Genomic DNA, 13,778 nt, shown 5'->3' with positions numbered 1-13,778 from the left:
AATTCCCCAGTATAATGGCGCTGACGTGTATTGGATGTAACCACCCCGCATGGATATTCTGCTCGCCCACGCCTATACCCTCTACGACGACCCGCACGAGCGGCAGGTCATGAAGCCGTATCCCCCGCTCGGCATCCTGCACCTCTCCAGCTATCTCAAACAGCGCGGCTACGGCGTCGGAGTCTACGACTCGACGTTCAAGCGCGCGGCCGATTTCGACGCCGCCTTGGCCGAACACCGGCCCTCGGTCGTTGGCATCTACGTCAACCTGATGACCAAGTTCGCCGCGCTCGATATGATCCGCAAAGCGAAGGCCGCCGGCGCGTGGGTCGTGATCGGTGGTCCGGAGCCGCCCTACTACGCCAACGAGTATCTCACGCGCGGCGCGGATGTCGTCGTGATCGGCGAAGGCGAGCACACGCTCGATGAACTTCTGCCCGCGCTGATCCGCGGCGGCAAACGCGGCCTCGAGTCGATCGCCGGAATCACGTATCGGAACGACGACGGCGCGCTCGTGCAGACCGAACCGCGCCCGCCGATCTCCGACCTGTCGAGCCTACCGTGGCCCGACCGCGAGGCGATCGACATTCCCGAGTACCTGCGCATCTGGAAGACACACCACGGCCGCTCGTCGATCAGCGTGATCCACGCGCGCGGATGCCCGTACACCTGCAAGTGGTGCAGCCATTCGGTGTTCGGCACGTCGCACCGCCGGCGCACGCCGGAAGACGCCGCCGACGAACTGCTGTGGATCAAGGAGCGCTACGCCCCCGACATGGTGTGGTACGCCGACGACGTGTTCGCCATGAATCACCGCTGGCTGAAGGCGTACGCGGCAGCACTGGACGAACGCGGTGTGAAGATCCCGTTCGAGTGCATTAGCCGCGCCGACCGCCTGACCGAGCCGGTCGTGCAGCTTCTGGCGGACATGGGCTGTTTCCGCTTGTGGAACGGCAGCGAGAGCGGGTCGCAGCGCGTGCTCGACGCGATGGACCGCAAGGTCGACGCCGCCGACGTGCGCGCCAAGACCCACCTGCTGCAGAAGTACGGGATCGAGGCCGGTATGTTCATCATGCTCGGCTACGAGGGTGAGACGGTCGCGGACATCGCAGAGACGGTCGCCCATCTCAAGGAGGCCAATCCCGACATCTTCCTGACGACCGTGGCCTACCCGATCAAGGGCACGCCGTTCTACGCGAAAGTCGAGGAGCGCATCCTGAGCGACAAGCCGTGGGACGCGCGCAGCGACCGCGACCTGACCATTGGCGGGCGCTACAGCCGGCGCTTCTATCGATTCGCCACGCGCTGGATGGTCAGCGAGGTCGCGCTCAACCGGGCGGCGAAGACCGGCGGCGTGCCGCTCAAACGCCGCGCTAAGCTGTGGCTGAGCGCGAAGATCGGCCGCGCCGGCATGGCGCTCACGTCACGCGAGGTCGAACGGACGGGCGTGCCGGTGGCCGCCGAGGCCGCCGGGGATTAGCCGAGCTTCGGCTCACTCCCTCGCCACGACGGTGTCGTACAAACCGTAATGGACGAGATCCGGGTGACTATCGATGCCGGTGTAGCGGAGTGACGCGTCTTCGTAGCGCCGGAACGCAAAGACGGCCTGGTTCATTTGCTCGGTGTTGAACACCTTGAGCTGCACAAGCAGGTGGAAGTCCTTCACCGTCAGGCCGGTGACGGCCAGGAACAGGTCCGGTTCCAGCTTGGTGATCACGTCCTGCAGCGTGTTCTCGCGGAAGTCGGTCAGGTACATGAACGCCGGGATGCGCGTCGCGAACTTGATCAGCTTCTCCTGCACGAGCTTGCGCTTGGACTTGTATTCCTTCTCCTCCTCGGTGAGCTGCTTCTTCTGCTTGGCTGTCAGCTCCTTGTCCTTGGCCTTGTTCTTGAGTTCCTTGACCTTCTCGCTCTTGTTGATGATGGTCTCGATGATGTTGTCGCCCAGCGCGCGCCAGCCCTCGATGCGCTCCACGGCGGCCATCGCCTCGGGGTTGTCCAGGATGCGGCGCAGGGTGTCGTTGTCCACGTTCACCAGCAGCGCGCTCTCCCACTTGCGCGCCAGCAGCGTGGCCGAGGTGCCCGCCATCGCGATGTCGAGAATGCCGCCCGCGTCGATCTGCGTCATGTTCGCGCCGTCGTAGGCCAGCACGGGCAGGAACGACACGAGGTCCTTGACCGCGTTCTCCGGGTTCGGCTCGTTGGGCGACAGGCCGATGCCGTACTCGGAAAGCTGCCGCAGCGCGCGCGTGGGCGCGAAGTCGAACACGAAGCAGACCGGCTTGAGGATCTCCTCCTCGTTCGGGTTGTCGCCGTTGGGGTTCTTGATGGACCACGGCGACTGCACGCGGAACGCGGCCTGAAAGTAGGTCTCCGGCGACTTGAGGTTGCGCAGCATCAGAATCGATGACCACTGCGGCACGGTGACGCCGGTGGTCAGCTTGCCGCACGAGAGCGTGATGGTCTTGGTCTCGAATCCGCTGCCGATGGCCCTGCGCACCGGCGGCAACGCCTCCAGCCCGATGCCGGCCGAAGGTGCCGGCGCGACGACCACCTTGTAGTCGTGCCAGAAGGTGTTGTGCTTCTCGGCCAGCAGGTTCGCCATCGCGTGGCAGGCCGCGACGTTGGGCAGGAACCAGAACGAGTGCTGGAGATACGGCAGCAGGCGCACATCCGAATACGGAAACGGCGGCCGCGTGCCGGTTTTCAGATGCTCCACGGACTTGGGCGCGTAGGCGCCGCGGATGATGTCCAGCCATTTCTGCACGTCGCTCTTGTGTTTGAACTGCGCCTTGGCGCCCGTGCCCGATGCCTCGAAGAACGCGTTGAGATCGAACTCGTCGAACTCCCCGGCGCTGGCGATGGCCAGCAGTTCGTCCGGCATCTGGTAGGTCAGCAGGCGCATCTGCGGCAGTGCGCCGTAGGGGTTCCATTGGCCGGGATGGCTGGCCGCAAACGCTTCCTTGGCGCGCTGCTCGTCGGTGTAGGTCCAGTTGAAGATCTGTTCTTCGATGAACTCGCCCGTGGCCAGCGCCTTGAACGGCGTGCCGGACAGGTAGAGGTAGGCCTTGGTGGTGATGGGCAGGAACTCGGTCTCCTTCTCCGAGAGCTCGCTGAGGTCTTCATTCAGGTTTTCGAGGTTCTTGCCGTATTCGAGCTTGGCCTCCTTCTTGGCGACCGCCTCCTCCTCGCCCTCGAACAGCTCCTTGGCGGTTTCACGCCAGGCGCCGAAGTGGTATTCGTCGAAGACCACCAGGTCCCAATTCACCGTGTGGAACCACTCGTTCTTCGGCTTGATGTTCCCCGCCGCGTCGCGGCCGAGCAGGTCCTGACAGGAGCCGAAATACACGACCGGCTTGTGGCGGTTGATCTGTGTCGGGTCGCTGCCGGAAGATCGCGACAGGTACTGCCAGCCATCGTAGTCCACGTGGGATTCGAGGTCCGTCTGCCACGCATCCTCGACGGCGGGCTTGAAGGTGACCACGAGCACGCGCTTGGCGCCGAGCTTCTTGGCGAGCTGGTAGGTGGTGAAGGTCTTGCCGAAGCGCATCTTCGCGTTCCAGAGGAAGCGCGGGACGGCGTGCATGTCCTCCTTCCAGATGGAGTGGAAGTAGGCGTGCGTCTTGTTCACGGCCTCGGCCTGCTCGCGGCGCATCGCGAACGTCTCGTGATGCGTGCCGGTGAAGCGCCGGCCTGTGCGCAGTTCGGTAATGACGGTCCTTACGTCCTCGACCGTGCAGCGCATCCATTCTAGCTCGGGGTTCTGGAAGCCCTTCCTCGCAAGCGCGGCGCGCACCTCGTGGTCGGTGAAGACCGTGCCGTCGTCGCGCTCGGCGGCCTCGTCCAGCTCGATGCGGTAGTTCTTGATGGCGGCGGTCTTGAGCTGCTCGGCGACGCGCTGCTTCACGTCGCGCGTGGTCTGGCCCACCTTGAGCAGCCCCTTGTGCGCCGTGTCGACAATCGAGTAGGCGTAGATGCGCGGCCGGGCTTCTGGCTTGGGCGCGAGGATTTCCTCGATGGTCTTATTCATCGCGCGAGATCTCCGTCGGAGATTCATCGGACATCATCTTTTCAATATATGCGATCTCATCTTTCGTAATGCTGTACCTCTCGTAAAGCAGATCATCGGTCCAGAGCCTAGAGAAGTCCTGAATTGGCACAAAGTCGTAGACTTTGCGGGTTGCGTTCTGTGACGGCTTCTTCTGAAGGACAATGAACCGGAAAAAGCGAGTAGAGATGTAAGCCATAACGTTCTCGCATTCCTGTTGGTCCTCAAATGGGCCAATAACGAGATAGGTCTCGGTGGATGCAGTACCGGGCTCGCCAGAAAGGGCGTGACCAAGAATGGAATGGGAAGGAATCACTGCCACTCGCTAGGAATGGGATGAACACTTTCCACTCATCGATTAGCTCTCGCCACCCTGAAGTATTTCGCTGATCTGCAAACGTGTAACCGCCAGCCTCAAATACCTTCACGTCTCCTCTGACTTGGGTAGTCCTTCCGTGGTAAGTAGACTCCAGACCAAAGGGACGTCTTGTCTTACGATTGCACTTAAGCGTTTGGTGTCGGGAATGGCAATAGCACCTCCGTCGCCGCCGGCCTCTACCCGCGATCTTCCTCAGAATAGGGAGCGCCTCGTTGTACCGAATGAACACGTCGGTTCCGTCTTCGAGCAACGGGCGGGTAGCAGAAGAGACAATCGCGCCCTTATCATGAGTCGTGACGGTAACATCACCGCGTTGATCCCGATTCCACAAGAAATAGCAGATACCGCCCTTTATCTGGGTCCCCGGAAACACGTCGTTGCTGTCCGGATAGTCTTCAATGACACGCATCCGATCGTCTTTGAGCATCGCCTCGCGGAACTCATCAAGCCCCTTGCCGCCTGAGAACCACCTGGCAGGAACTACCATTGACAGAAACTTGGGCTCCAATTGCTTCGCAGCCTGTACAAACAGATGAGAGATTGGCGCAGCACTCGTACCTGATCCGCCACCGTCATTGAGTTGGTAGGGCGGGTTTCCAATTATCACATCGAACTGCATGTTGCCTCCAAACAACTCGGCGAGCCGAGCATTGATATTGTCCGTGTGGATAAATGCGTAGGCGTGTGTCTCGAGTCCTTCACCTCGGTCATAGTCGCGCTGATTCGCGCCGCAGAACGTGCATTTGCCATTGTCCCACGTGTGCTCGGTTCGCTCGAACCAAATGTTTCCATCGTTGCTGGTGAAGGATCTGGCAATGGAGTGCTTGCCGTTGGCGTGCTTGGAACAATACAGGCTGCGCCGCGCCAGAAGACTGGTGAGATACGTAATGCCGATGCCGCACACCTGCCGGGTCAGAATGTGATCGACGCGTTCCTCAAGGTCCGGGATTTCGTCGACAAGACCGTCGATCAGGCGGGTGGTGATCTCGCGCAGGAAGACGCCCGACTTGGTGCACGGGTCGAGGAAGCGCACCGTCTTGTCCGCCCACAGGTTCGCGCCGCCGTTGTCCGCCGCCCATGCTTCGGCCAGTGTGTCAAGCATGCGGTTGGCAAACTCCGGCGGCGTGAAGACCTCGTCGTTGGAGAGGTTGGCAATGCACGTCAGTACATCTGGATTGCGGCCGGGTAATATGAAGCTAGCTTTTAGGCTCATAATGTCTCCCTCGAGGCGTCGCCGTACACGAAACTGGACAACTCCCGCACCGTCATCGGCGCGTATGTTCTGACCGGTGTGAAGATCTCGTGATTGCTAGGTCGGACGAAGAGCGTACCTTTAGAGCTGAATGTTGATGACTTGCTGAGATTCATTAGGCTAAAGTCGCGCCGCTGGAACTTGCCCTTGCCCAAATACCCCCATTCCGCGAAGGTGATGGGCTGATCATCATGGGTCCGCATCTTCAGGGCGTCGCCGTGGACAAGGTTCTGCGACAGCACGTTGGACGCCGCGCGGTAGAGGTCGTCCGACTCGGTGAGCTTCAGATAGTCGGCGAGGATCTCCAGCATGTTCGCCCGGCACTCGGCGATGTTGTCCGCCAGCAGCTCGATGCCGTAAATACACATTACGGCAAGCAGCGCGTAGTGCCGCTTCTCGAAATCGGATTTCCCGTATTTGAGTTCGACGGCGGCGAGCTTGCGCTGCAAGACGCGGACAAGGAAGTTGCCGCTGCCGCACGCAGGCTCCAGAAAGCGCGAGTCGATGCGCTCTGTTTCGTCTTTCACCAGATCGAGCATGGCGTCGACCATCCACGCCGGGGTAAAGACTTCCCCGTGATCGGCGACGCGCTGCTTGGACTTGATATGGTTCGTGGATCGATGCACTGTTGACTGCGCTTGCTTGTTGTGTTGTCACCGCGACTTTAACGCATGCATATTATGCAACAATGCGGCCCATCTGATTATATAGAACTTGTCAGGATCACGCCCCGCGGTCTGTCCGCCCACGTCGGTCGCCGCCGAGGTTGCCAGGGACTAACGCGCCGCACGCCGGCCGCCTACCCCGCGCGTAAGATCTTCTCGATCGTCTTGCCTTTGGCGAGTTCATCGACCAGCTTGTCCAGATTGCGGATCTCGCGCATCAGCGGCTCTTCGATGTTCTCCACGCGGATGCCGCAAATCACGCCGGTGATCAGCGCCCGCGACGGATTCATACCACCGGTGAGGTAGAATGTATCGCCGCCGGAGATGTTCAGGCCGCAGATGGCGTTGATAAAAACCCATTCCGTCCGGTCCCATGCACGTCCCGTAATACGCGATCTGCCCCACCGGGGTGGGGGCAACTACGATGACTACCTCATCGCTGCTTGCACCGCCGCCATCATCGGTTACGGTCAGTCTGATTGTGTGCGTTCCGACAGCCAAGTTGACCTGTGGTCCAATGCCCGAGGCGATTTCAACGCCATCGATTTTCGAGGGCATATGAAACGATGGTGCCGTCGCTGTCGGTGCTTCCTGAACCATCTAAGGTTACCCACTCAGAGCCATCGTTACCGCTGTCGGTGACAGTCTGATCGGTCCGGCGTCTGCTATCGGTGTGGTGGTACTGCCCAATGCGGCAAGAACGTCGCCCCCTATCACTTCTCGGATTACGTTTACTTGGTCGATGGCAGCAGCGGCGAACAGGCTACCGTCGGGGCTAAAGTCCGGCGTGGATGTATAGCCGGTATCAAGCACATCCAACTGCTGACCTGTCTGTGCATCCCAGATTCGCGTGGTTTCATCGTCACTTACGGTTGCTAGGGTTGTGTTGGTCGCCCATGAAATGGCTGCGATCCAGGATGTGTGTCCGGAAAGGGTTGTTACGACATCGAACGTCTCTGTATTCCAGACCTCAACAACACTGTCATTCGATCGTGGTACACCAGCGATAAGGGAGCCATCAGAATTGTAAGTGAACCTTGATCCCAACTGAAAACTCATCGTGAGAAGCTCGAATTCTCCCGTTGAAGTATCAAGCGCGTAGAAACCGGCGTTCGTACCGCCAAGATCGACTATAGCCTGATTACGGGCTGGACTCCAGTCGAAAGCATGATCCCTGCTTTAGGAGTTGGTTCAAACTCACGGATCACCGTCCCCGCAGGCATGTCGACGAGTCGAATCGTGTGATCGCCGTGGCTTCGAATGTGAACAAAGGCGATGCTGTCGCTGTTTGCCCCCCACACGAATTGAGCGTCCGTACTAACTGTTTCCGCTATCTCGGCGACCCGTTCACCACTTTGCAAGTCCCATACTTGAAGCCCGAAATCAACGTCCTCTCCGGCTAGCGACACAGCCAACATCGTGCCATCAGGACTCGGGCCATATGTCCGACCCGAGGCCGGAGTACTTCCGACAAAGAGATCGTATTCATCGAGCAATTGTGTAAAGTCCGACGAATACACTCGAACTCGCGCTGCATTTGTCACCGCAACCAAATTCGCACTTGGGTGCCACACGGGATACAGATAGTTGTCGTATTGCGCCCGTGACAACACTAGCGGATCAGCAGAACCAACAGCAGACCAACAACTGCTAGTAGAGCCTTATGCGAAATGGCCTCATTCCAGTTTCTGTTGATCAATGGGTCATCACTTCAGTTCTCCTCCGGCCAATAGAGAGGTGCGAATATCTGGTCGGGTCCAATGTTGGTAGTCTCGTATGGAAATGCCTCAAAAGCGTAGGTATCTGCTAGCGTGAACGCTGCACTGTCTCGAAACTGCGCACAGTAAAATGGTCTGGGCCGTGGTCGCTGCAGCTGTCCTTGGCTAATGCCACCCGAAAAGTCAACAATGTAAGGAACCCGTAGAGTGCCGGACTGAATACGCACGCGAGCTTCAAGTGACGTATCGTGGATGTAGCCGAACGAGAGCGGGAGGCGGGTTCCGTCGCCGGTGATACGGACAAATTGATTGCCGGATTCATGTGCCAAGTAACGGTCTAGCGGTCGCATCCACGGCGAATCAGAGGATAGACTCTCGAAATCGTCCGAATAGATCTGATCCCACTGGGGCAGGTCGAACCGCGACGTATTCGGAGCCGAGGGCGTCACCGCCGCCGACGCGGGTTGGAGGCCGTGGAACCCGTTCAGCGGATCGGGCGGTTGCGGCGTGCCAGAGGAAACGGCAGCAGCGGGGGCAGGGTCACGGGCGCGGGATCGGCGAGATTACCTCCCCCCGATATTACGAGTAAGATTACGACGAACAGCGCGGCGATCCGGTGCATGGCACGGCCTTGTGACAGCGATGCGTGAGGATGCCCGCGAGGTATGATGGAAGGAGGATAGGCGGACGGTTCACAACAAAGCGTAACGCCCGCCTCAACGTGACTGCAAGTTACATTTGCATGATACGCGCGTGACGGAAGTCACACACCGTTATGGGTGGCCGCCTACCCCGCCCGCAGAATCTTCGCCATCGCCTTGCCTTCGCGAGGTTCGTCGACCAGCTTGTCCAGATAGCGAATCTCGCGCATCAGCGGCTCTTCGATGTTCTCCACGCGGACGCCGCAAATCACGCCGGTGATCAGCGCCCGCGACGGGTTCATCTGCGGGGCCTCCGCGAAGAACGTCTCGAAATCGGTTTGCTTGTCGATCTGCGCGTCCAGTTCGGTCTGGCTGTAGCCGGTCAGCCAGCGGATGATGTCGTCGACTTCCGCTTTCGTGCGACCTTTGCGCTCCGCCTTCTTGACGTACTCGGGATACACCCGTGCGAACGCCATTTTGTAGATCCGGTGGTTGCTGTTCATCACCCCTCCTCGCGTCCTCGGTGACCTCGATTGTAGCATTCCCGTCACGAAACATAAACACGTGTTCTATTTCAGGCAGCTCCGTTACCCGAGTTTCTCACCACGAAACTGCTCACCGTAGTACACGGCGACAACCTCGATCTTCCCAATGATTTGCGCATTGAAGGCGTGAAGTTCTTCCGCTGGAACCCAGAGCTCTCGATGGATGGAGTTGCCAACAACATGCTCGTCGAATTGGCTCAGGTAGCTGCGGGGCAATTCAAAGCGAGTAACCGCTCCCATGTAACCGGATTTGGCGTCTTTGGTGTTCCACTGCTGCGCAATTTGCGCCGCATACTCGAAATTCAGCACCGGATAGAAAGATGGGCTGTTCGAAGAAGCCGTGGGGAAGGCCTAAAGTCAGTGTCCCGAATCAACTGAAATTCGAATAAGCCAACCGGACGATACAACGCCTGTGTCTCCATCCATGCCTCCCCATGAGCCTGCAAACTTGCAATCAAAGGATAGTCTCTACCCGATCACAGAGCAATGTCCCGTCCATCACCACGGGCCGCATCCGCTATACTCCGCATGCGGCGCCTCAGACTTTCGTGGGGATATGGCTGGCGTGCGGTCTGTTGATCGCCGCGACGGTTCAGGCCGGGCGCGCGATCCGAGGCCGATCGTCTTTGCGCAAATTGGTGGCACCACCCCGGATCGCCTGCGTTACATGCTGGTCGACGCCCAGCGCGGCAAACCCTCACCGGCAGATCATCCTGCCGACCGGTTACGACATCGCGTGGCAGGATGGCGCGGTGATCATACTCGAACTGGGCCGCCGGCTAGAACTGGCCGACTGGACGTTCAGCGTGCTGGACACCGTCACGGGCGAACGCCAGCCCGTCCTGCGCGTCACCACAGCCAACACCGTGCAAATGCGCATCACCGAGTTCGACCTGCACCATGCCGACGATGGCTACTACGGCACGCTGTACGTCCCGTTCACCGGCGACGTATGGGTGTCGTCACCCGGCGCGCCGGACGCGGTGAAGCTGGCGACGGTCACGCGGGGCCTGACACAACCGCTGGCGTGGTCGCCCGACCGGTCGATGCTGGCGATTAAGGCCGAGCAGGTCGTCGTGCTGCACCGGATCGGCGCGGACGGCACCGACTACGGCCCCTTAACCGTCCCGCGCACGACGGCTGTCAGTTGGTCGCCGGACAGCCGAACGATTCTGCTCAACCCGGTCGATCCGCGCCTTGCCGAACTCGAGGGGGCCGCACTGGTCGACGCCGCGTCGGGCGCAATCACCCGGCTGCCCGATATACGTCAAGGGACATGGTGCGGGGAGTCACTTGCAGCGCTCGAGGTCGAGCCCCGACTGAGCCTCCTCAACTTGACCAGCGGTGGTCGTGAAGTGCTGGCCGATTACAGGTCCTTCGGTGACTTGACCGTCTCGTCGGTCGAGGTTCTGGACGACGCGTGCCGGCGAATGCTTGTCGGGAGGGGCCACCTCGCAGACGGCTTCCTAGTGCAGCGCGACACGGGTTCGGTCACCCGGATCGGTTCAGAACTGCGCGTGATTCATGTGACCGACACGACGCTGACTTATCAGACCCGTGTGGACGAGCAACTCACGGTCCAGCGCCTACGCTTCGACGCACCCTCCGAACCGGAACTGCTGGCGGCATTCTCGCGCCTATACGTCCCGGTGATCTGGCTGCCGGGCGGAGAACGCGGCATAGCGCTGGACTTCCGCACGTTGATCCTGCTCGACATCGCCGCCGATTCGGCTATCCCGTTGAGCGATCAGATCGTGCTCGGATTCGGTCGTCGATCGTTGAGTGTCCGCTTTGCGCTATAATGACGGCCTTTGCCTCTTCCCATGTCCGGACATCACTCATGGATTTCACTCTCGCCTTCGTGCTCGCGTGCGTTTTCGTCGGCCTGTCGAAAGGCGGGCTGATCGGTCCGGATCGGCGGGACGTTGGCGCTTCCGCTGCGCTGGTGCAGGCGACTTACAACGGCGCGACAATCACCCGTGCAGGGCGCGACCGGCGTGCTGCTGGCGCTGCTGATGATCGGCGACGTGTTCGCCATCCCGGCCTCTGGCGCCAGTGGGATTGGCGCTACCTGCGCTACACCCTGCCTGCTGCGGTGATCGGCGTGGCGCTCGGCACGCCGGTGCTGGTCTCGCTCGACTCGACCACGCTCAAGCGCATCCTCGGCATCGTGACCCTGCTGCTGATCGTCTACAAGATCGCCAACGCGGCGATGGTGCGCTACTTGCAGCAGGCGGCCTATGCGCACCGGCCGTGGCACGGCGTGCTGACCGGCGTGACAAGCGGCCTCGGCTCGGCGCTGGCAAACACCGGCGGCCCGCCGATGACCGCCTACATGCTGCTGCAGAAGATGTCGCCCAGCGCGTTCGTCGGCACGCAGACGCTGTTCTTCGTGATCGTCAACTGGCTGAAGGTGCCGGGGTACGTGGCCGGGCGGCGTGTTCCGACGATCTCGGCATGATCGGGTTGGCGCCGTGGGCGCTGCTGCTCATCCCGCTGCTGGTGTTCGGCTCGCGCCCGATCATCCACCGCGTGAATCACGCCGTGTTCGACTGGTTCATCACCGCGCTGCTGTTGTGGGCGGCAATCAGCTTGCTGACACAATAAACCGACGCCCCTACGTGAGGCCGCGATCGCCTGCTCCAAGGCGTGATCGGCGTTCGCCAACCTTTGCGTCGTATCGTCCAGCCACACGACATCCGCGTTCAACTGCTCGCGCTGGTCGGTGAGCACTTGGGCGGTCGCCGACGGCGCTGCGCCGCCGATGCCTGCGCGCAGCAGCACGAACTGCTCGGGATTCAAGGCGTCCTGCACAAACGTATCGCTGACCTCGACTCGCCGGCCGATGACCTCCTCCGCCACGTCGCCGAGCAGTGCCGCGCCGAGGTCCTGCGGCGACAGCCCGTTCTTGAGCGCGTGGGTGACCATGCCGGAGACGATCCGATGCGCCTGACGGAACGGCAGCCCCGCCGCTCGCACCAGACTGTCGGCCGGTTCGGTGACGGTCGGCTGAACCCGCTGGCTGCGCGTTCGCGCAGATGCGCTGTTGACATGCGGCGTGCTCACTCACACCGGCCGTATAAAGCTCCGGATCTCGAACAGAAGTCTCGAGGCTTCCGAAGAGCAGCGGAAGATTTCGTCTTCGATGTCCTGCGTGTCGCCGAACGGGATGTTGTGGCGTGCAACACGACGCCCTGCGCCTGACTGAGCATCCGGCTGATGCGCGCGCAGGTGTTCGGCACGACCGGGTTGCGCTTCTGCGGCATGATCGACTGATCTGGATGAAACTGTCGTCGATGCGTATGGCGGCGCTTTCCTGCCGTTGCCCGGAACAGCATGTCGTGGGTGAACCGCGACAGATTGACGCCGAGGCTCGTCAGCGCCGCCGCCATTTCGGTCAGGTTATCCGACGCGGCGATGCTGTCCACGTGCGCTTCGCCATCACCGAAGTCCAGAGCCGAGCAGACGGGCTCGGCTCGCAGTCAACCGGAAGCCGGTGCCGGTCAGCGCTGCCGCGCCGGGCGGACTCTGGTTGTTGGTGCGGTACGCGTGCTGCAAGCGCGCGGTGTCTCGCGCTCCATGGCTGCAGATACCCGGCGATGCAGCCGGGCCATCGTCGTCGGCTGGAGCGAGGCTGCGTGTGCGTATAGCCGGGCGGTAGCGTGTGCAGATGCACGCTCCGGCGAAGTCGAGCAAGGCAAGCCAGAAGCGCGTGCAGGTGACAGATCGCCGCGAGGTCAGCCGGGCGCAAGGCCAGCCGCGTGAGCGCATATCCGAGTCGTTGCGGCTGCGCGCCAACTGGAGGTTGCCGCCGTACTCGGCCCCGGCAATCTCGATCAGCCGCCGTTCCATCGCAAAGAACAGGTCCTCGACGCCGGACTGATAAACCAGTGCGGACGGCCCGCTGCCTCGACCTGCGCCAGCGCGGCGGAAAACGCGCTGCGTTGTCGCGGGTGATGATGCCGCACTGCGCCAGCATGACCGCATTGCGCGGTTGGCCTTGAGCATCGGCTCGTAGTATTGCGTTTGCGCGTCTCGAAAGAACGGCTTCAGCACGTGTTCTTCATGCAGCAGGTGCAGGGGAGTTTCCAGCGTGTTCTGCCACGATCGGCCGCCCGATACCGGTCCGGCGCGATGCCGTCGATAATGTAGCGTTGGAAGAAGATGACGATCAGCAGCAGCGGCACTACCGAGAAGCGTCGCCCCAGTCATGATCAGATGCCAATCCGCCCACGCTTCTGTCGAGAAGGGTGGATCCCACGACCGGTGGAGTCATCATGTCCAACGCCGACGTGATGATCAGGGCCAGATGAACGCGTTCCAGTTGAGGAAGTTGAAGATGCACAGCGCCCAATACCCGGCAAGGCGAAGCAGTATAGCGATCGCCAGAACGACGAACTCGCTCACCCCGTCCATGCGCGCCGCGTCCAGCAGTTCGTTGAGAACGCCCTGCATGAATTGGCGCATCACGAACACGCCCGCCGCCGTGATTAAGCCCCGAAACGCTATGCCCCAGTACGTATCGACCCA

Annotated in this window: 11 protein-coding genes and 2 pseudogenes; 2 read left to right on the top strand and 11 right to left on the bottom strand. The window is 61.0% G+C overall.

The window, feature by feature from the left end; genetic code table 11:
- Positions 1 to 49 precede the first annotated feature (49 nt).
- Positions 50 to 1,480 carry a B12-binding domain-containing radical SAM protein gene (locus IPM16_19250; GenBank protein MBK9125239.1) on the top strand — a complete coding sequence of 477 codons (1,431 nt, stop codon included), beginning with the start codon at positions 50 to 52 and terminating at the stop codon, positions 1,478 to 1,480.
- Between the two features lie 12 nt (positions 1,481 to 1,492).
- Here the strand turns inward: IPM16_19250 and IPM16_19245 are convergent, their stop codons facing one another.
- The 7 genes and pseudogenes from IPM16_19245 to IPM16_19215 all read right to left on the bottom strand — a co-directional run bounded on the left by IPM16_19245 (position 1,493) and on the right by IPM16_19215 (position 9,670).
- Entirely contained in the window at positions 1,493 to 4,030 is a 2,538-nt protein-coding gene (locus IPM16_19245) for a GIY-YIG nuclease family protein (GenBank protein MBK9125238.1), read from the bottom strand.
- A pseudogene (locus IPM16_19240) lies at positions 4,023 to 5,640 on the bottom strand (Eco57I restriction-modification methylase domain-containing protein). Before IPM16_19240 ends, IPM16_19245 begins: the two are co-directional and overlap by 8 nt.
- Positions 5,637 to 6,230, bottom strand: coding sequence for an SAM-dependent DNA methyltransferase (locus IPM16_19235; protein ID MBK9125237.1), 594 nt, complete (start codon positions 6,228 to 6,230; stop codon positions 5,637 to 5,639). Before IPM16_19235 ends, IPM16_19240 begins: the two are co-directional and overlap by 4 nt.
- 248 nt (positions 6,231 to 6,478) lie before the next feature.
- Positions 6,479 to 6,763 carry a DUF2200 family protein gene (locus tag IPM16_19230; protein ID MBK9125236.1) on the bottom strand — a complete coding sequence of 95 codons (285 nt, stop codon included), beginning with the start codon at positions 6,761 to 6,763 and terminating at the stop codon, positions 6,479 to 6,481.
- A 187-nt stretch (positions 6,764 to 6,950) separates the two neighbouring features.
- Positions 6,951 to 7,403 carry a hypothetical protein gene (locus IPM16_19225; protein MBK9125235.1) on the bottom strand — a complete coding sequence of 151 codons (453 nt, stop codon included), beginning with the start codon at positions 7,401 to 7,403 and terminating at the stop codon, positions 6,951 to 6,953.
- Positions 7,404 to 8,849: 1,446 nt separating this feature from the next.
- A complete protein-coding gene (locus tag IPM16_19220) occupies positions 8,850 to 9,206 on the bottom strand; it encodes a DUF2200 domain-containing protein (protein MBK9125234.1) in 357 nt (118 codons plus the stop codon).
- Positions 9,207 to 9,290: 84 nt separating this feature from the next.
- A pseudogene (locus tag IPM16_19215) lies at positions 9,291 to 9,670 on the bottom strand (ADP-ribosylation/crystallin J1).
- A 204-nt stretch (positions 9,671 to 9,874) separates the two neighbouring features.
- Here IPM16_19215 and IPM16_19210 point away from each other — a divergent pair.
- On the top strand, positions 9,875 to 11,050 hold the full coding sequence (locus IPM16_19210; protein MBK9125233.1) for a hypothetical protein: 1,176 nt from the start codon (positions 9,875 to 9,877) through the stop codon (positions 11,048 to 11,050).
- A 529-nt stretch (positions 11,051 to 11,579) separates the two neighbouring features.
- Here IPM16_19210 and IPM16_19205 read toward each other — a convergent pair.
- From IPM16_19205 to IPM16_19190, 4 genes are all read right to left on the bottom strand, one after another.
- Positions 11,580 to 12,314 (bottom strand): hypothetical protein, encoded by a 735-nt coding sequence (locus IPM16_19205; GenBank protein ID MBK9125232.1) that lies wholly within the window; start codon positions 12,312 to 12,314, stop codon positions 11,580 to 11,582.
- A complete protein-coding gene (locus IPM16_19200) occupies positions 12,311 to 12,676 on the bottom strand; it encodes a hypothetical protein (GenBank protein MBK9125231.1) in 366 nt (121 codons plus the stop codon). The genes IPM16_19205 and IPM16_19200 overlap by 4 nt, the downstream gene beginning before the upstream one ends.
- Before the next feature lie 13 nt (positions 12,677 to 12,689).
- Positions 12,690 to 13,304 carry a hypothetical protein gene (locus IPM16_19195; protein ID MBK9125230.1) on the bottom strand — a complete coding sequence of 205 codons (615 nt, stop codon included), beginning with the start codon at positions 13,302 to 13,304 and terminating at the stop codon, positions 12,690 to 12,692.
- A 243-nt stretch (positions 13,305 to 13,547) separates the two neighbouring features.
- Positions 13,548 to 13,778, bottom strand: a 231-nt coding sequence (locus IPM16_19190) for a carbohydrate ABC transporter permease (GenBank protein MBK9125229.1), incomplete at its 5' end; no start/stop codon positions are given.

The sequence above is a fragment of the Candidatus Flexicrinis affinis genome, from assembly GCA_016716525.1.
Classification (GTDB): Bacteria; Chloroflexota; Anaerolineae; order Aggregatilineales; family Phototrophicaceae; genus Flexicrinis; species Flexicrinis affinis.
Note: the sequence above shows the minus strand (reverse complement) of the source record. Positions and strands in the feature narration are given on the sequence as shown.

Excerpts from the sequence above, each read along its gene's own strand:
- IPM16_19250 (MBK9125239.1), top strand. The coding sequence starts at position 50 with ATGGATATTCTGCTCGCCCACGCCTATACCCTCTACGACGACCCGCAC.
- IPM16_19245 (MBK9125238.1), bottom strand. The coding sequence starts at position 4,030 with ATGAATAAGACCATCGAGGAAATCCTCGCGCCCAAGCCAGAAGCCCGG.
- IPM16_19235 (MBK9125237.1), bottom strand. The coding sequence starts at position 6,230 with ATGGTCGACGCCATGCTCGATCTGGTGAAAGACGAAACAGAGCGCATC.
- IPM16_19225 (MBK9125235.1), bottom strand. The coding sequence starts at position 7,403 with ATGAGTTTTCAGTTGGGATCAAGGTTCACTTACAATTCTGATGGCTCC.
- IPM16_19220 (MBK9125234.1), bottom strand. The coding sequence starts at position 9,206 with ATGAACAGCAACCACCGGATCTACAAAATGGCGTTCGCACGGGTGTAT.